The organism is Mycobacterium sp. (genome assembly GCF_039583785.1).
In the GTDB taxonomy this organism is placed as follows: Bacteria; Actinomycetota; Actinomycetes; order Mycobacteriales; family Mycobacteriaceae; genus Mycobacterium.
The window spans coordinates 1-15,154 of the sequence record NZ_JAVKSG010000076.1 but is presented as its reverse complement, the minus strand read 5'-3'; the positions used below and the strand labels follow the sequence as shown (position 1 = coordinate 15,154).

Genomic DNA, 15,154 nt, shown 5'->3' with positions numbered 1-15,154 from the left:
CTCCGCACGCCCCGCCGCCCCCCGCCGCCCCCGGGGCCGGCGCCGATAGTGCGCCGCCAGCACTCGAGGTCGAACACTCGTTCGGTCTGCTAAGCGATACTAAACACGCATACCCCCAGGGGGTACCCGCCATACCTCCACCGGGTATCCGCACCACCACGTGGAACCTGTTCCACCACTCACCGTGCACCGCGCGCCCGTCCACCGGGGGGTGGGGCATACTGACGACATGAGCCACACCTACGCCAACTGTCGAGGCTGTGACGCCACCCGCTACACCACCCACTTGTCAGCCCGCGGATGGTGCCCCGCTTGCGCGTTCAACCGGGCCTCCGAGGCGAACGCCGCGAGCATCGCGACCGCGGTCAACGCGGCCGCCGGCGTCACCCCCACCCCGCCGGCCCCACCCCGCCGGCGACGCAAGTCACCCCCTAGGGGTATCTGACTGCTAGCATCCCGCGTGCTGGGTCGGTGTAGGAGGCGATCGCCGTGCCCATGCTCACCCCCCAGCAGATCTCTCAGAAGTGGTTGACCAACTTCCAGAACGCGGGTACCGCGATGACCCAGGGGGTCCAGGCGGTCAACCAGGCGCCCGGGCAGAAGGCGGCCGCACAGTCGGCCCTGTGGTTGCAGAGACTCCAGCAGTCCCAGCAAAAGTGGGCGAACCGTGTTGCTGCTGTCACGCTCCCGGAATGGCAGCAGGCGATGGTCAATCTCGGTATCCCGCGTGCTATTCAGGGCGCCCAGGAGAAGCAGTCTCGGTACACCACGTTTATTAACGAGTATTCCCAGTTCCTCGCCGGGCAGGTAACACAGATCCACGCGATGCCTAAGGGCACGCTCGCGCAGGGTATCGCCCGGGCCAGCGCAATGATTACCGCGTCGTACAACTGGGGCCAGTCGAGAGCCTGACACCCATTCACCGGATAACACGTCCCTAACGACCAGGAGGTCACAGACATGGGTGCAGCTATCGAAACAGTGTCGGGGTATGCGTCCCCGGCCACCACCACAGCCGGCGAATACTTCGCGCTGACCGCACAGTCGGGGCAGTCGTTCGCGATTCGGGCGACCTCGAACGCGCAGGCGGGGCAGCTGCTGAGTCCGTTCGCCGAGTTCGGCGCCGAAGGCGAGCTCCAGATCAAGTCGCCGAGAATGCACGACAACACGATTGGCACGACCTTTTCGGTCGCCCCCGACACGGCCGCTAACGCTCTCGACCCGTTGGGCGGTGTCTACTACCAGGAGCCCGCCTGGTCGACCGACATTCTCACTGTGCAGGCCGCGACGGTCGCCTCCCAGTCGGCAGCGACCAGCTATCTCGGCGCCTACGACGTGTACTACCCGTCCCTCCCGGGGGTAAGCGCCAACTTCGCGACCTGGGCGCAAGTCCAAAGCTACGCGAACGCTGCGGCCGACATCGGCGACCACTACGTCACCTGGGTGACCGCCACCTCCGCGGCGACCGCCGGCGCCACCGGTGCCGGTGTCACGATTAACTCCACCAACGACCAGTACAAAGCGAACCACACTTACGCCCTCCTCGGATATCTGGCGCCGGCACAGTTCGGGTTGTTCACCGTGCAGGGTGTCGACACCGGCAACCTGCACGTCGGCGGCCCCGGGGTGGTGTCGCCGCGTGTCACAGCCGACTATTTCACTCGCCGCTCGATCGACCTGGGCGTGGCTTGCATCCCTCTTATCCAGGCCAACAACAAGGGCGCCACGTTCGTGTATGTGGCCGACACGACCGCATCCACCGCCTACCAGGTCGGCTTGGTGTGGAAAGACCTCGGAGTGATCCACACCCCCGCCGGCGGCTGACCGGTGCGCCGCGTACAGGTCCGGGTCGACCAGGTGTCCGCCGACCAGCTGGCCGGCAAGGTCGAACTGGTCGGCGGGTCCGGGTGCATCACTTGGCACAGCCTGTCGGAGACGACCGGTACAGCCGGCGCCGCCTACGACCTGTACGACGGTCCGCCGGCCGCGGGCCAGGTGCTCATGTCGGTGACGTTGTCGCCGGGTCAGTCGACCCGGGACTATATCGGCCTGCACGCCCTACCAGTGGTGGGGGGCCTGTTCCTGGCGGTCACGTCGGGGACTGTCGCGGGTGTGATCGGGGCGTGGATGGACCATGATTGCGCCCAGTGGTACCGGTGGCATGAGCAGGTGCTCACTCTGGAGGGCGGGGCGGCAGCGTTGAAGATAGCGGCGGACCGGTGAGCACTTCGGGTGGTACGACTGGGAGCGGCACCCTTCACTCGGTGACGTTCTCGACGTCGGGAACCTGGACTGTCCCCGACGGTGTGAATGTCGCGACTTTCGCGCTCACTGGTGGTGGGGGCGGTGGCGCTGGTGGCGGGTCTGCGGCGTCAACATCAACGACCGCCAACCAGTCCGGTGGCGGCGGTGGTGGTGCGGGCGGCGTGATCCGCCGAACATTGGCGGTGATTCCCGCCGATGTGCTCACTAACACGGTGGGTGCCGGCGGATCTGGGAGTGCTGGCGGTGCTGCCAGTGCGTCCGGTAATGGGAGTTCTGGGGGGGGCAATGGGGGGTACACGCAGGTGACCGGGACCGGTGTCAACCTGTTTGCTTTGGGCGGCGGCGGCGGCGGGGCGGCAGGAGCTAACACCAACAATACCGCGTGGGGTGGTCTGCCCGCTACCAATGGTAGTGGGCCTGGTGTTATAACAGCCAATCAGGGCAATTTCTCGGTATCGGGACAGGGGGGTTTATCGAACACCGGGCAGCCTTTTGTTGGATGGTCGCCACCGTTGGCCGGAGTGCACGGCGGTGGGGGCGGTGGTCCAGCGTCGGCAACGTCGGGTGGTGAGGGCGGTGGCGTGTCAGACGGGTCGAACGTTGCGCTTGGTGGTGCGACGGGCGGCTCGTCTACAGCGTCCGGTACCAACGGTGCGACAGCCACGCTCCCCGGGTTCGGTGGTGCTGGTGGCGGCGGCGGTGCGACTGGTGGTGCCGGCGGTCGTGGCGGGAATGGTGCTGACGGCATAATCGTGATCGAGTGGGTGGCGTGATGCCCGGACCTGGCAGGCACGCTGTGATCGCCGGCGGGAAGATTCAGAACGTGGTGATCGCTGACGGCCCGGTCGCTCAAGCCAACCAGTGGGTGTCGCTCGACGGCGCACCGCCCGGGGTCGGTCCCGGCTGGACCTACGACGGCACCACGTGGAGCGCTCCGCCGGCACCGGTCGTGCCGGCCGACCCGGTGGCTTCGGCGTTGGACCTGGTGGGCAAGGCGGGGTGGGCGGCGTTGCCCGCAGCGCAGCAGCAGCAGGTGATCGTTACGATCCTCCAGCGGCTATAGGTGGAGGGTGCATGAGATCGCCACAGCGTTACCTGAGTGGGCGACAGCGGCCGCTGCTGTCGTCGGGCTAGTGGCCGGGGCGCTAGCCTCCTACATGCGCTTGGGTGACCGTCTGGACCGACTGGAAGCGCAGATGGAGCACGCGACCCGCACCCTGGAGAGGTTAGAAAACTTGGTGTGGTCCAACTTCCACCCGGGGCGGCGTCAACCACCGCACGACAGCTAGCGTCGTTGGTATGCCCAACCTGATGCCTCCTGGTGCCCTGTCTGGAATGGTCCCGCAGATGGTGCAGCGCCCACCGTCGCAAGCGGAGGTGGACGAGACGCTGCGGGTACGAGCAATGCAGGTGCGGACCGAGGCGGTCCGGGCCGCCGCGTCAGTGTTGGCGGGGCACGCCCCTGACCCGACCGTGGTGACAGACATGGCCGCAGCGCTCGCCGAGTTCATCACTGCCGGCTGACCGTGACCGGTCTGGGCGAACCCGGGGAGGTCACTTACGTCAAGGTGGTCGCCCCGTCAAGCGGGGTTGGGGTGTCACCCGCCGCGTACGACTTGACCGGCACCGGTCTTGGGTCGGTGTGGTTGCGGGCGGTGAACATTCGTATCCCTCCCGGGCACGCGGGGATGACCGGTATCGCATTGCTTGACGGCGACCAGTTCATTGTGCCTCGCGGTGGGGCCCCGACATGGATTGTTGGTGACGACGACGATCTCACGTTCGCGTACGACAAACAGGTGGGGGTGAACACTTCCCTAGCGACCTACAATCAGGGGACGTTCACGCACGGCTGGCAGGTCCGCTTGGAGTACACCCCGCTGTCGACGCTCGGTGCCGGCGCCGCGGTTCTGGTCACCCCGAACCTGGGTGTGGTGCTCACCCCCGCCGGCGGTGGGAGGCCGAGAGCGTGACTGTCTATGACGCCCCCGACTATCAGAAGGTGGTGACCACAGTGACAGCTACAGGCCCGGTGGACGCCCCCGATTGGGAGCGGGTGGTGGTCGGCCCGGGCGGCAAACCTGTCGGCGGTGGCGGGTCGACAGCGTCGGTGGAAGCCACCCAGATCGCGTCTCGGAGCGTGTCGGGGAACGTGACCACACAGCTGGCGTCGTTGACGATCCCGGCCGGCAAAGCAGCGATCTTGACCGGCGGGGTGTTGGTCAACGGTGTCTCCGGGTTTAACACGCACCAGTTGTACGTCGACTCGTCAACCTCTCCGGGCGGCACCTCGGTCGGCGGGTATGCGCAGCAGACCTCGCCGGGCGCGACCTTCTTCTATTTGCAGGCCACCAACTATTACCCGACCGCCGCCGTATCGCGCACGGTCACCCTCAACTACCAGTCGGCGCAGGAGGCGACGGTCGGCGGTGACAGTAACGGGTCCGGCTCCGGCCCGTTGTTCTCCCGGTTCGTGAAACTGGCGTGGTGACCGACCCGGCCGTCCCGGTGCTGTTGCCGGCCACTGTCGACCAGGTGACCGATATCGGCGGTGGCCTGGTGGCGGTCACTCTCGGGTTCGCGGACATGACCCGCGGCGTGTACCTGCTGCCCCGGACACAAGCGACGCTGGAAGCTGTCAGGCTGTCGGCCGTGGCGATCACAACCCTCACAGCCTGGGACGTCGACCAGGTCGGTATCCCCAACCCGATCACCGGCCGGTACGGCAGGTCACGACCGTGACCGACACGGGCGGGCCGGGCCTGATCCCGGAATGGCTGGACGCCGGGGTCGCGGACGGTATCTCGACCGAGGCGATGATGCAGTCATCGTCGATGATCGTCGACGCGGTCAGCTGGAACGAGTGGGTGGACCGGGTGGTCGGCGAGTTCGCCGGGCAGCTGCCCGCCGGGTTGGACGGCTACGACCTGGAGGTCCGCGGGTTCGCCCGGGCCGTCGCAGACGCCGCCGAACGCTACGACCTGCCAGTGTCGGACGCCCCCGGCATGTTCGAGGAGTGGCGCTACTACGACCGCATCAAAGCGATCACCCCGGCGATGATCGCTGCCGGCAGGGTCGCCGCCCTCGTCGAAGGTTGGGCGGTCCGCACCGGCCGGTACCGGCCGCCGACCCCGCCGGCACCGGCCGGCGCTCAGGAGCCGATCACCGGGGTTGAAGCCGAACGGCAGTATTTCGCTCGTCCCGGCACGTGGACCCCGGGCCCGCATGAACCGTCCGCGGGCGGTCAGACCGTGATCGATGCCGCGGTGAGGGTCGGCAACATCGAGATACCGGTACCGGGCCTGACTGTCGCTCAGGCCGCGGCTATCTCGCACGCGATCGGTTTGGCCGGCACCGATCAGGCGCAGATCACTGCGGGGGCGATCGACCGGATGCTGCCGGGTCTGGCACCCGGGCAGGTGCCCGCCGAACTGGAGCACCTGTACGGGGCAACCCATGTGCTCGCCGCGCAGATAATGGGGTTGCGCGAGTTCGCTGGGCTGACCGGCCGGCCGGGATTAGCGCAGCATCTGGTGGAAGCCGACCACCGTATCTACGAGATGGAACAGGCGGAACGCCGGTTGGACGCCCAGCTGCGCGGCGATGACCGGTCCCGGCTGCTCGAGTTGCACGACGAGAACGCCCGGCGCATCCACAATCAAGGCGAGTGGATACATCACACTGACGAGATACTCCCGACGCTCGCACCGATAGGTGTGGTGCACGAACTAGAAGCCGAGTTCCGGCACGTTGAGGCCCAACTGTCGGAGCATTCACCCAGCTACCTGTTCGACACTATCCGCGGTTTGGAGACTGAGGCTAAAGGTGCCCGCCAGGAGATAGACAGGGTGGCGAAAACGTCACTGGAGTGCTGTGAGGACTGGCACCGTGTGCAACGCGACATGGGTGGTCCGTCCGCTTGGCGGCAACTGGCGAAACTGTTGGGGTTGGCGGCGACGATCGGATGGGTGATCGGGATAGCCGACGCTGTGTTCTCTTTGCTCAACTCGCAGGTGGCGTTAGACGGGGTGGTGGTCGACACGGAGAAGATCGCCACGTGGGCGGTCGACACCTCCAACCTGACCCCGGTACTGATCGGCTGGGGTGACCGTATCGCCGGGATCGCAGCGTGACCACCCAACCGTCGAGCGGGATACCGTCACCGATCGAGGCGGTGATCGGCGGGATCAAAGCGCTGGCAGAGTTGTCTGCCACCGGACTGGCGGACGCTCTCGGGCTTTACACTGCTGCCCGGGCGGCGATATCTACTGTCGCGTCGGGGGTGGCGGCAGCGTCGGTCGAGAAAACGATCAACGAGGCCCGCTCCAAGTATCTGGCGACCCCGTTGACACCGGCGGTGCTCGCCGACATGCAGGTACGTAACCTGATCCACACCGACTACGCGCACAGCGAGGCGGCACTGTCAGGGCTCGACGGTGCCCGCATGGATCTGCTCACGTTGGACACCGGCGAAGCTTACGGTATCGACCAGGCCCTCCGGTTATACAACCGTGGCCTGTCTATGACCGGGCTGGAACCGGGACCGAACTACCAGACCGGTACCCCGCTATACGTGGGCGGCAAGTCACTGGCGACCGAGTACGGGATAACCAAGGGCGAACTGGACACAGTCGTGCACTACTCGCGGGTGCGTGACGAGTTTATCCCTGACCTGTTGAAATTGGCCCGGAACACCCTGTCGACCGCTGATGCTGTCGAGATGGCAGTCAAGCAGGTCGTGGACCACGACACTGCTGCCGGCCTGTTCGAGGCGGCGGGTGGTGTGCGCGAACAGTTCGATGCGATAGTCGACGCTGCGGGTGACGCCGCCGGCCTGGAGAAAGCCGTCGAGTTAGCGGCGCACGGTGTTATCACCACCGGGCAGTTGGACCAGATAGTCGGCATGTCCCGGATCAACCCGCGGTTCTATTATTTGACCCACCCTGACAGTTCCGGGATCGCCCCCCTGTACCGGCACTGGCTGGGGCCGTTCGAGATATCCCAGGCGGTGAGAAGCGGGACGGTCACCCCGGAGGTCGGCGCCAAGTGGATGGCTGAGACAGGGTACGACAAAGATCAGGCGGCGGCGTTCACGACCGGGATAGCGACCGCCACCTTGAACAAACCGAAAGAGGAGACGGCGACAATGGTGCTCGCCGAGTACGAGGCGGGAATGCTGCCGGCAACTTCAACCGACCCGGCCAAACCGGGGGCGACCGAGATACTCGAAAGCCTCGGGTACCTGCCCAAGTCGATACCGTTCCTGTTGTCCACGGCGATGTGGCGGCGGGTGGTCGCGTCACGTAACGCTGCGGTGACCAGGGTGCGAGCATCGTTCTTGCTGTACGACATGGACAGTTCGCAAGCGTCCAAAGACTTGTCGCGGGTGGGGGTGCCGTCCGAGACGATCCCCGATCTGCTGACCGCGTGGGATGTCGAACGGTCCGCCCCCCACGAGCATCTGACTGTCGCCCAGATCGGGAAACTGGTGAAAGAGGGGGCGATGAGCCTAACGGCAGGTAAGACACGCTGGTCACAGATGGGCTACACTGCGACCGATGTCGAATGGCTGGGCAAAATATATCCGCCGCCGGCGCCGACCGTCACCTACCACCCGTCTGCTGGGCCGCCGGAACCGGCGACCGCCGAGGTTGGTGAACCGGTCAAGGTCGTCTACAAGGGGATGGCACCGGGCGGTGGGCTCACTGTCGAGGTTGGTGGCCTGGTCGCCGATCTCACTGCCGGCGGGACGGTACCCCCGTCCGGTGACGGTGAGGTCACGTTCTTGGTCCCGGCCGCACCTGACGGGGCGCACACTGTCGACCTCAACGACTCGTCGGGCGGGTCGACGACAGCGACCGGTGAGCTGACTGTGACCGGGCAGGCGACCACGACCGCCCCGGTGGTGCCGTGACATGATGGGACGGTGACCGACGTGCCGTTGACCCGTCACCGCGACGCCCACTATCACGCCCAGCAGGTGACCGCCCGGTGGGCCGAGTTCGCCCAGGCGATGCAGGCCGACGTGCACCGGTCACTCGACGATCGGATACGTAGACTCGACGCCGAGAAGCGAACCAGTACCTACGCTCGCCGGATCGCCGACGAGCCTGCCGCCCACCAACCCAGGGGAAGCTAGCTATGTCAGACGCACCCGACCTGTCCCACGTGCCCGCCGAGGTGCTCGCCGCGCACGCTGTCGAGTCGAGGCCCCGCCCGGGCGAGTCGCACGGCGACTGGTCGGCGCGGGCCCGGCGACTGTGGTCGGAACTGCTGCACAAGCATCCGGCGCCGGTTGAGACGCCCCCGGAGGTCCGGGTCGGGTCGGCACTGGCCGGCGACCAGGGCGAGGGCGCCGGGTCGTGACGGTCCGTGGTGTCGACGTGTCGTCCTGGCAGCATCCGGGCGGGGCGCCGATCGACTGGTGGAAGGTGGCGGACGCCGGGTACCGGTTCGTGATTATTAAAGCCACCCAGGGGGTTGGCTACACGAACCCGTGGTGGGAGCGGGACTACTCGGACGCGTTCGCTGCGGGCCTGCTGGTCGGCGCCTACCACTACTACGAGGCGGGCGTCGACCCTGCAGCGCAGGCCGCCCATTTTGTTGGCACCCTGGTCGGCAGGCAGCTGGACGCCGGTTGCTGGCTGGACTACGAGGTCGGGTTCAGTGCCGCATGGCAGGTTGGTGGCGAGGTGAAAGGGTTTATTGACGCGGCTGCTGACGGTCGCCCCCAGGTGGGGGTGTATTGCGACGGCAACGTGTACGGGGCGCTCGCCGAGTCGAGCTCGATCCCGGCCCGGGTGTGGCTGGCGACGTGGGGTGCGTCAGGACCGGCGCACCCGGCGATGGTGTGGCAGTCAGGGTCGGCGACCGTGCCGGGCGTGCCCGACACTGTCGACGTCGACGAGTGGATACAGGTGCGCGGGCTAAACCTGCCGACCGCCCCGCCGGCGCCGACCGTCACGTCTGTGGCCGAGGACGAGGCGAAACTGTCGAGGTTGGCCGCCCACGAGGAGGATCAGCTGTCGGAGCGCTCGGCGAGCCTGCTGGGTGACACTGTGAAGGGCTTGGAGTCGCACCAGAAGGCGGACGAGTTGGCGATCAAGACACTGGAGGGCGAGGTAGCCTCTGACGGTCAGGTGGACGGTGGTAGCGCCCCGTCCGTGCCGGCTGGTGCGGGGAAGTCACCGGGCGGTGCGGGCGGGGCGTGACCTTGCCGGGTGTCGGGGCGGTCGGGGTCGGCTTCGAGGTCGCATAGTCCGGTGATGGCGCTGTCGACGACGGCGCTGATCGTGGTGCCCTGGTCGGCTGCGGCGAGTCGTGCGAGCCGGTGCGCGTTTTTCGTCACCCGCACCACCGCACTGTACCTAGTGTTACTCATGTGCTAATGTTACACCCATGCCCACTACACCTGACACAATCACCGAGGGGCGGGCAGCAGTCCGCTCCCAACTCGACTGGCTGACAGCCATCCCGCTCGACCTGCTCGACAGCCTCGAACTGGCGCAACTGGTCGCCGACCTGGAAGGCACCATCTGGCACCTGCGGGGCCTCAAGTGATCGCCGTCAACGTGGTACGCCTGAACAACCTTGACGCCCCGGAGCAGCTGCTTGAGCGGCTCGCCCGGGCCGGGCGACTGGCTGGCGCTGGCCTGGACCACGCCGACCTGTCAGACATGAACCTGGTCCACACTGAGCTGACCGACGCAGACCTGTCATTCGCGAACCTGGCCGGCACTAACCTGACCTGCGCCGACCTCACAGACACAGACCTCACGCACGCACTGCTCACAGAAGTCAACCTGCGTTGCGCCAGCCTGCGCCAGGCGGCCATGCATACAGCGATCCTCCTGGACGCCAACCTCGAACGCGCCGACCTGACCGGGGCGAACCTGATCGGGGCGATGCTGGTCGGCGCCAACCTGACCGAAGCCGACCTGACCGGGGCGATGCTCGAGGGCGCCGACCTGACCCGCGCCAACCTGACCGGCGCCCGTCTCCACGACATCACCTGGGACTCCACGACCGTCTGGCCCGACGGGTTTTACCCGCCCGCGTCGGCTGGTGCGGCATGAGCGGCCCGGTCGACCCGTTAGCCGCCGCGCAAGCCGAACTGTCCGCGGCGATGGTGCCGTGGCCCGACGATTACGTGGAGGACCTCACCCCGCCCGCCGCGCTGCTCGTGCTGCGACAGATGGCGATGGCCACCCTCAAAGTGGTGGCCGGCGCGACCATCAGTCTCGGCGAGGACAGCGACGAACCGCAACCGACTGTCGACCAGGTGCTCAACGGGGTGGCCGCCGCGATTGTCGGGTCGACCAGCGCCCTGGTCGCTCTCGGCGCCCTCCCAGCGGCCGCCCTGGACGCTCTCGGCCCGTCCGGGCAGTGACCGCCCAGCCCGCGTGGCAGCGGGCACGTAACGCCCTGCGGGCCGCCCCTAACCCGACCGCTGTGATCGGGTTGGGGGTGGCCTGCGGTGACTGCGGGCACCCTCGCAGCAGTCACTCCCGGCTGATCGTGACCGCAGCGTGCCGGGCGGCCGGGTGCGGCTGCGGATGCTTCGACCCTGTCTGTGTGTGCGGGCACGGCTACCACCTGCACGCGTGGGACATCCCAAGCGACCGGTTCGGGTGCGCCACCTGCACGTGCGGCACCTGGCGGACCGGCAGGCCGCTGTCACCGGCGGCCGGTACCGTCACCCAGCCCAGCCTGTTTCACCGCTGACCACAGCGCTGGACACCCCGACAGCTAAGGGACTGCCGGGGTGTCCAGCGGCGGGATCAGTCCGCCCCCCTGCCGGTCTGGCAGGATCATCACCGGAGGTACCACCCATGCCTGACACGCCTGCTGTCACCGACAGCCGCAACCTGGACCGCCTGGAGCGGGCGATCGACCTGATCCCGATCATGTCGGTCGACGACCTGGTGGCACGCACCCTTGAACGGGCGCTCAACGCTGACAGCGTCGAGGACGTGCTAGCCGACCCTGAGGCGGTCGGCTTGCGCGACCTGGTCGGCCAGGTCGTCACCCTCGAACGGGTCGCCGGGGCGTTGCCGTCCACCTACACGACCGGCCCGACCCGCTACATCATCCTCGATGTCACCCCCGAGACGACCGGCACCCCCATGTCGGTCACGTGCGGGTCGCCGTACGTGATCTCCCGGGCGATACGGCTCGCCGAGCTAGGGGCGTTGCCGACCCGGGTTCGAGTGCTCGAACTGGAATCGGCCTCCAACCCGGGGCAGTCGTCGCTGTGGATCACCCGGCCATGAGACTGCTCGACCAGGTGACAGCCGAACGCTCCGTGCAACACCCCTACCACCAGGGGCAACCGGCCGGCCCGGTCCACCTGGGCTTGGCGTGCGACGCGGGACCGGTGATCGTTGTCGGCGACCCGACAACGAACCGAGGACCGTACGTGGTGTGCTGCAACCGCCCCGCCGGGCACACCGGTCAACACACGTACGGCATCGAGCACAGGCCCCGTATTGTCGCCTGGGTCGACGACGACATGGTTTGATCGCATTCCCCTCCCGCCCGAGACAGTCCCGGGCGGGTCGGGTATGCGATCAGGGCAGCGGCCGCCGGCGACCACACGCGAGATAGGGGCATGGTTGGCGGGGGCGCGCGCCGCGGCCGCCGCGGTGCTCGACGGGCAACAAACCGCCCCCGACCATGACACGGTGATCGCCGGGCTCGCCGACGCCGACGCCGAGGTCGCCGCCAGTCTCGACCCCGACGTGTGGTGGCGGTACTGGCAGCAGGGGTGGGATCACGTGATGGTCTGGGAGGACGGGCAGTGAGCGACCTCGGTGACCTCGGCGACCTGTGGGGGACGATCGGGTCGATGGGGGCCGCGGCGTACGCGCGAGGCCAGATCCTCGGGCGGGCCGCCCGGATCGGCATGTCGGGGCGTGCGGCGCTCCGGGCGTTACGCGGCGCCGGGATCGGGGTCGGGTCGTCGTCGTTTTGGCCGGCATGGAGACAGATACGCCAGCAGATGGCGATCAACGCCCAAGCGTCCGCGCTGCCGGTCGACTACACCACCGGTGAACTGCTCGCAGCAGAAGCCCCGCCCGGCTGGACCGGCCGGTACGTGCATCAGGTCACCGCGCAGTTCCGGCACCGCACCGAGGCCGGCGAGACAGCCATCCAGTCCCGCACACTCGGGGTCGTCTCGAACGTGCCGCTATCGCCGTCCGAAGCGGTCCGGGCGGCGATGGACATTATTGAGACACCCACCGACAGTGACAGCCCGACCGGGTACCCGGTCGCGTCGCAGATACTGACGATGGCGCTCACCGGGGCCTGGTACCAGACACGGCCAGGGCTCGCCGAATGACCGGGCCGGCCGCTGCTGTCGAGACCGGGTGGGTGGCGCTCGACGGTGCCCACTGGTTGCACCCACAGCGCTCGTCGCGGATACCCCGCCGGTACGTGTTCCTCGACACCGAGGCGGTGATCGAACGAGGAGACGGCGGCGAGATACAGCGCTGGCGGTGCGGGGCGACCGCTGTCGTCCGCTGGAAAGACAAGGCCCGCACCTGGACTGACCCGGTGATCGACGACCATGACACACCCGAACAGCTGTGGGCGGCGGTGTGCGACCAGGCCCGACGCGACCTGCGGGTCGTGGTCGCCGCCCACAACCTCGCCTACGACCTGCGTATCGCCCGAGGCTTAGAGATACTGCCGGCCGCCGGCTGGCAGGTGCATCGCCCGACCGTGGTCGGCGACCACGTGTCGCTCGAACTGCGCCGCGACGGGCAAGTGATCGTCCTGGTCGACACGGTCAGCGTGTTCCCTACCCCGCTCGCCCGGATCGCCGACCTGCTCGGTGTGCCACGACCCGACCTGCCCGACGATGACGCCGGGCCCGACGAGTGGACGGCACGCTGCCGTGCCGACGTGCAAATACTCGCCGCCGCGTACATGTCGCTGATCCGCCGGCTCGACGACGGCGACCTCGGCGGGTGGGCACGCTCCGGGGCCGGGATCGGCTGGCATCACCTGCTGCGCCGGCACCTCACCGACCAGGTGCTCGTCCACCGGATCCCGGCGGTCGTTGACGCCGAGGTCGCCGGCATGTACTCGGGTCGGGCAGAGGTGTGGCGGTGGGGGCCGCAAACAGCCGGACCGTACGTTGAATGGGACTACCGGATGGCGTACGCGCACGTGGCGGCCACCACCCCGCTGCCCGCCGTGTACCTCGGTGAGGTCGTCGGGGTCGGCATGGGCACACTGCGCCGGCCGCCGACAACCTCCAGGTGGCTGGTGCGGGCGACAGTCACCCAGACCGTCCCGGTGCTGCCGGTCGCCGATCAGGTCGGGGTGTGCTGGCCGGTCGGTGAGATATCGGGGTGGTGGTGGGAGGTCGAGTTGGCCGCGGCCGAAGCGGCCGGCGCCCGGATCGTGGTACACCACGCCCACCGGTACCGTGCGGCCCTGTGGTTGGAGGGTTTTGCCCGGGCGTGCATAGACGCCCAGGACTGCGGGACCGACCCGGACAGCCGGTTGTGGGCGCTCGTCACCAAGCATTGGGCGCGTGCCGTGCCGGGCCGCACCGCGATGCGATACTCGGACTGGCGGGAAGAAGGCGACGCGTGGGTGTCGGGCGTGTCGTGGATGCCGATGGTGGATGTGGACAGCGGCGGTCGGGGCCGGGCGCTCATGTTGGGCGGACGACGGTGGGAGGCGTGGGAGGAACGCTGGGCGGACAGTTCCGTACCGCAAGCCCTCTCGGCGATCATGGCGTCGTCACGGGTTCGGTTGTGGGATGCGATGGTCACCGCCGGGTTCGACCATCTGGTGTATGTCGACACTGACTGCGTGATCGTCGACCCTGCCGGCGACCAGGCGGTCGCCGCCGCGGTCGCCGGCGGTCGTCTCCCCGGGCTGGTACGCAAGTCAACCCACGACACGTTCGAGGCGTGGGCGCCGCAGCTGGTGGAGGGCTCCACGTACCGTCGGCTCGCGGGGATACCTCGGGGTGCGAGACCGGTCGGTGACGGCACGTATGTGGCGGAAGTGTGGGACGGGCTGTCCACCACGTTGGGTGGCGGGCACGCCGACCGGGTTGCTGTGCGCGAGTTGATCTTCTCGCCGCTGCGACACGACACCCGGCGGGTGCATCTGCCCGGCGGGGCGACCGGTCACGTGCGGGTCGACGTTGGCGGCCGGGTCGTCGACGACCAGGCGGTCGCCGGCTAGCTGCCGGTCGCTGACATTCCGGTGCCGGTCGACCCGGTGGTCGAGCCCGGGGTGCCGGTAGACGACGACGGGGAGGTGAGGGTGTGGGTGGTGGTCACCCCGGCGATACCGGTCGAGCCGATACCGGCAGCAGCGACGATCACCGCCAGGGTGACAGTCGAGTCGACCACACCTATCGCGGCGAGCACGGTGACAGCGACGATCGCGAGACCGGCTAGAGCGGCGTGTATGTACTGTCCGGTGGTCACGGCAGAGAACCTCCAGGAGGTGGCGGGTGGGGTGCCGGGCCGGCAGTGAGCCTCGCCCGGGTGCCCACCGTGGGCTGCTGGGCCGGCGATGACCGGGCGGGTGTCCCACTGCCGGTCCGACCGGACCGAAGATAGCCGCCAGACGGTGCGGTCGGCGGCCCCGCCGGCGGCCGGTGTGTCGTGAGAGGGCGACACAGCGGGCGTGCCGGCGCCGGCAGGGCCGGGCGAGAGTGGGGAGTGTAGCGGAAGGGTGTGACGGTCGGCGGCCGCCACTCGCAGCGTTCGCCGGCCGGCGACCGGGCTCGAGCGGACGTGGTGATGGAACCGGTTCCATCGACGGGTACGGGTACCCCGTAGGGGTATGCACCTCGAGTGCTGGCGGCGCACTATCGGCGCCGGCCCCGGGGGCGGCGGGGGGCGGCGGGGCGTGC

At 68.2% G+C, this 15,154-nt stretch carries 24 protein-coding genes; 21 read left to right on the top strand and 3 right to left on the bottom strand.

Annotated features, from left to right (window positions below; genetic code table 11):
• Positions 1 to 489 precede the first annotated feature (489 nt).
• Genes ABDV69_RS17805 through ABDV69_RS17795 form a run of 3 tightly spaced genes read left to right on the top strand, consistent with a single transcriptional unit; the run spans position 490 to position 2,223 of the window.
• Positions 490 to 912: a hypothetical protein gene (locus ABDV69_RS17805; protein WP_343576739.1), complete on the top strand. Its 423-nt coding sequence runs from the start codon at positions 490 to 492 to the stop codon at positions 910 to 912.
• 48 nt (positions 913 to 960) lie between these two features.
• On the top strand, positions 961 to 1,824 hold the full coding sequence (locus tag ABDV69_RS17800) for a hypothetical protein (protein ID WP_343576737.1): 864 nt from the start codon (positions 961 to 963) through the stop codon (positions 1,822 to 1,824).
• A gap of 3 nt (positions 1,825 to 1,827) precedes the next feature.
• A complete protein-coding gene (locus ABDV69_RS17795; protein ID WP_343576736.1) occupies positions 1,828 to 2,223 on the top strand; it encodes a hypothetical protein in 396 nt (131 codons plus the stop codon).
• Positions 2,224 to 2,257: 34 nt separating this feature from the next.
• Here the strand turns inward: ABDV69_RS17795 and ABDV69_RS17790 are convergent, their stop codons facing one another.
• Positions 2,258 to 2,470: a hypothetical protein gene (locus ABDV69_RS17790; RefSeq protein ID WP_343576735.1), complete on the bottom strand. Its 213-nt coding sequence runs from the start codon at positions 2,468 to 2,470 to the stop codon at positions 2,258 to 2,260.
• A gap of 567 nt (positions 2,471 to 3,037) precedes the next feature.
• Here ABDV69_RS17790 and ABDV69_RS17785 point away from each other — a divergent pair.
• The 10 genes from ABDV69_RS17785 (at position 3,038) to ABDV69_RS17740 (ending at position 9,476) form a co-directional block, all read left to right on the top strand.
• Positions 3,038 to 3,328: a hypothetical protein gene (locus ABDV69_RS17785; protein WP_343576733.1), complete on the top strand. Its 291-nt coding sequence runs from the start codon at positions 3,038 to 3,040 to the stop codon at positions 3,326 to 3,328.
• Between the two features lie 236 nt (positions 3,329 to 3,564).
• Positions 3,565 to 3,789, top strand: coding sequence for a hypothetical protein (locus tag ABDV69_RS17780; protein ID WP_343576732.1), 225 nt, complete (start codon positions 3,565 to 3,567; stop codon positions 3,787 to 3,789).
• A gap of 2 nt (positions 3,790 to 3,791) precedes the next feature.
• Positions 3,792 to 4,238, top strand: a complete 447-nt coding sequence (locus ABDV69_RS17775; protein WP_343576731.1) for a hypothetical protein — start codon at positions 3,792 to 3,794, stop codon at positions 4,236 to 4,238.
• A complete protein-coding gene (locus tag ABDV69_RS17770; protein WP_343576730.1) occupies positions 4,235 to 4,756 on the top strand; it encodes a hypothetical protein in 522 nt (173 codons plus the stop codon). The genes ABDV69_RS17775 and ABDV69_RS17770 overlap by 4 nt, the downstream gene beginning before the upstream one ends.
• On the top strand, positions 4,753 to 5,007 hold the full coding sequence (locus tag ABDV69_RS17765; protein ID WP_343576727.1) for a hypothetical protein: 255 nt from the start codon (positions 4,753 to 4,755) through the stop codon (positions 5,005 to 5,007). Before ABDV69_RS17770 ends, ABDV69_RS17765 begins: the two co-directional genes overlap by 4 nt.
• Positions 5,004 to 6,398 (top strand): hypothetical protein, encoded by a 1,395-nt coding sequence (locus ABDV69_RS17760; RefSeq protein WP_343576725.1) that lies wholly within the window; start codon positions 5,004 to 5,006, stop codon positions 6,396 to 6,398. Before ABDV69_RS17765 ends, ABDV69_RS17760 begins: the two co-directional genes overlap by 4 nt.
• On the top strand, positions 6,395 to 8,179 hold the full coding sequence (locus tag ABDV69_RS17755; protein ID WP_343576723.1) for a hypothetical protein: 1,785 nt from the start codon (positions 6,395 to 6,397) through the stop codon (positions 8,177 to 8,179). The genes ABDV69_RS17760 and ABDV69_RS17755 overlap by 4 nt, the downstream gene beginning before the upstream one ends.
• Positions 8,180 to 8,191: 12 nt before the next feature.
• Positions 8,192 to 8,404 (top strand): hypothetical protein, encoded by a 213-nt coding sequence (locus ABDV69_RS17750; RefSeq protein WP_343576721.1) that lies wholly within the window; start codon positions 8,192 to 8,194, stop codon positions 8,402 to 8,404.
• Between the two features lie 2 nt (positions 8,405 to 8,406).
• Positions 8,407 to 8,631, top strand: coding sequence for a hypothetical protein (locus ABDV69_RS17745; RefSeq protein ID WP_343576720.1), 225 nt, complete (start codon positions 8,407 to 8,409; stop codon positions 8,629 to 8,631).
• Entirely contained in the window at positions 8,628 to 9,476 is an 849-nt protein-coding gene (locus tag ABDV69_RS17740) for a glycoside hydrolase family 25 protein (RefSeq protein ID WP_343576718.1), read from the top strand. The genes ABDV69_RS17745 and ABDV69_RS17740 overlap by 4 nt, the downstream gene beginning before the upstream one ends.
• Here ABDV69_RS17740 and ABDV69_RS17735 read toward each other — a convergent pair.
• A complete protein-coding gene (locus tag ABDV69_RS17735; protein WP_343576715.1) occupies positions 9,401 to 9,646 on the bottom strand; it encodes a hypothetical protein in 246 nt (81 codons plus the stop codon). The two genes, ABDV69_RS17740 and ABDV69_RS17735, sit on opposite strands and share 76 nt — an antisense overlap.
• Before the next feature lie 17 nt (positions 9,647 to 9,663).
• Here ABDV69_RS17735 and ABDV69_RS17730 point away from each other — a divergent pair, with 17 nt between their 5' ends.
• The 8 genes from ABDV69_RS17730 to ABDV69_RS17695 all read left to right on the top strand — a co-directional run bounded on the left by ABDV69_RS17730 (position 9,664) and on the right by ABDV69_RS17695 (position 14,475).
• Positions 9,664 to 9,825, top strand: coding sequence for a hypothetical protein (locus ABDV69_RS17730; RefSeq protein ID WP_343576713.1), 162 nt, complete (start codon positions 9,664 to 9,666; stop codon positions 9,823 to 9,825).
• A complete protein-coding gene (locus tag ABDV69_RS17725; RefSeq protein ID WP_343576711.1) occupies positions 9,822 to 10,340 on the top strand; it encodes a pentapeptide repeat-containing protein in 519 nt (172 codons plus the stop codon). The genes ABDV69_RS17730 and ABDV69_RS17725 overlap by 4 nt, the downstream gene beginning before the upstream one ends.
• Positions 10,337 to 10,654: a hypothetical protein gene (locus ABDV69_RS17720; protein WP_343576708.1), complete on the top strand. Its 318-nt coding sequence runs from the start codon at positions 10,337 to 10,339 to the stop codon at positions 10,652 to 10,654. The genes ABDV69_RS17725 and ABDV69_RS17720 overlap by 4 nt, the downstream gene beginning before the upstream one ends.
• 442 nt (positions 10,655 to 11,096) lie before the next feature.
• Positions 11,097 to 11,537 (top strand): hypothetical protein, encoded by a 441-nt coding sequence (locus tag ABDV69_RS17715; RefSeq protein ID WP_343576706.1) that lies wholly within the window; start codon positions 11,097 to 11,099, stop codon positions 11,535 to 11,537.
• Positions 11,534 to 11,785, top strand: coding sequence for a hypothetical protein (locus ABDV69_RS17710; protein WP_343576704.1), 252 nt, complete (start codon positions 11,534 to 11,536; stop codon positions 11,783 to 11,785). Before ABDV69_RS17715 ends, ABDV69_RS17710 begins: the two co-directional genes overlap by 4 nt.
• A gap of 94 nt (positions 11,786 to 11,879) precedes the next feature.
• Positions 11,880 to 12,068 (top strand): hypothetical protein, encoded by a 189-nt coding sequence (locus ABDV69_RS17705; RefSeq protein ID WP_343576703.1) that lies wholly within the window; start codon positions 11,880 to 11,882, stop codon positions 12,066 to 12,068.
• On the top strand, positions 12,065 to 12,607 hold the full coding sequence (locus ABDV69_RS17700) for a hypothetical protein (protein WP_343576701.1): 543 nt from the start codon (positions 12,065 to 12,067) through the stop codon (positions 12,605 to 12,607). Before ABDV69_RS17705 ends, ABDV69_RS17700 begins: the two co-directional genes overlap by 4 nt.
• A complete protein-coding gene (locus tag ABDV69_RS17695) occupies positions 12,604 to 14,475 on the top strand; it encodes a hypothetical protein (RefSeq protein WP_343576698.1) in 1,872 nt (623 codons plus the stop codon). Before ABDV69_RS17700 ends, ABDV69_RS17695 begins: the two co-directional genes overlap by 4 nt.
• Here the strand turns inward: ABDV69_RS17695 and ABDV69_RS17690 are convergent.
• A complete protein-coding gene (locus ABDV69_RS17690) occupies positions 14,472 to 14,723 on the bottom strand; it encodes a hypothetical protein (protein WP_343576695.1) in 252 nt (83 codons plus the stop codon). The genes ABDV69_RS17695 and ABDV69_RS17690 overlap by 4 nt on opposite strands.
• Between the last annotated feature and the right edge of the window lie 431 nt (positions 14,724 to 15,154).

What these genes read in the sequence shown, in the direction of transcription:
- ABDV69_RS17710 (WP_343576704.1), top strand. Translation starts at nt 11,534, where the DNA reads ATGAGACTGCTCGACCAGGTGACAGCCGAACGCTCCGTGCAACACCCC.
- ABDV69_RS17695 (WP_343576698.1), top strand. Translation starts at nt 12,604, where the DNA reads ATGACCGGGCCGGCCGCTGCTGTCGAGACCGGGTGGGTGGCGCTCGAC.
- ABDV69_RS17780 (WP_343576732.1), top strand. Translation starts at nt 3,565, where the DNA reads ATGCCCAACCTGATGCCTCCTGGTGCCCTGTCTGGAATGGTCCCGCAG.
- ABDV69_RS17745 (WP_343576720.1), top strand. Translation starts at nt 8,407, where the DNA reads ATGTCAGACGCACCCGACCTGTCCCACGTGCCCGCCGAGGTGCTCGCC.
- ABDV69_RS17785 (WP_343576733.1), top strand. Translation starts at nt 3,038, where the DNA reads ATGCCCGGACCTGGCAGGCACGCTGTGATCGCCGGCGGGAAGATTCAG.
- ABDV69_RS17715 (WP_343576706.1), top strand. Translation starts at nt 11,097, where the DNA reads ATGCCTGACACGCCTGCTGTCACCGACAGCCGCAACCTGGACCGCCTG.
- ABDV69_RS17730 (WP_343576713.1), top strand. Translation starts at nt 9,664, where the DNA reads ATGCCCACTACACCTGACACAATCACCGAGGGGCGGGCAGCAGTCCGC.
- ABDV69_RS17720 (WP_343576708.1), top strand. Translation starts at nt 10,337, where the DNA reads ATGAGCGGCCCGGTCGACCCGTTAGCCGCCGCGCAAGCCGAACTGTCC.
- ABDV69_RS17735 (WP_343576715.1), bottom strand. Translation starts at nt 9,646, where the DNA reads ATGAGTAACACTAGGTACAGTGCGGTGGTGCGGGTGACGAAAAACGCG.
- ABDV69_RS17800 (WP_343576737.1), top strand. Translation starts at nt 961, where the DNA reads ATGGGTGCAGCTATCGAAACAGTGTCGGGGTATGCGTCCCCGGCCACC.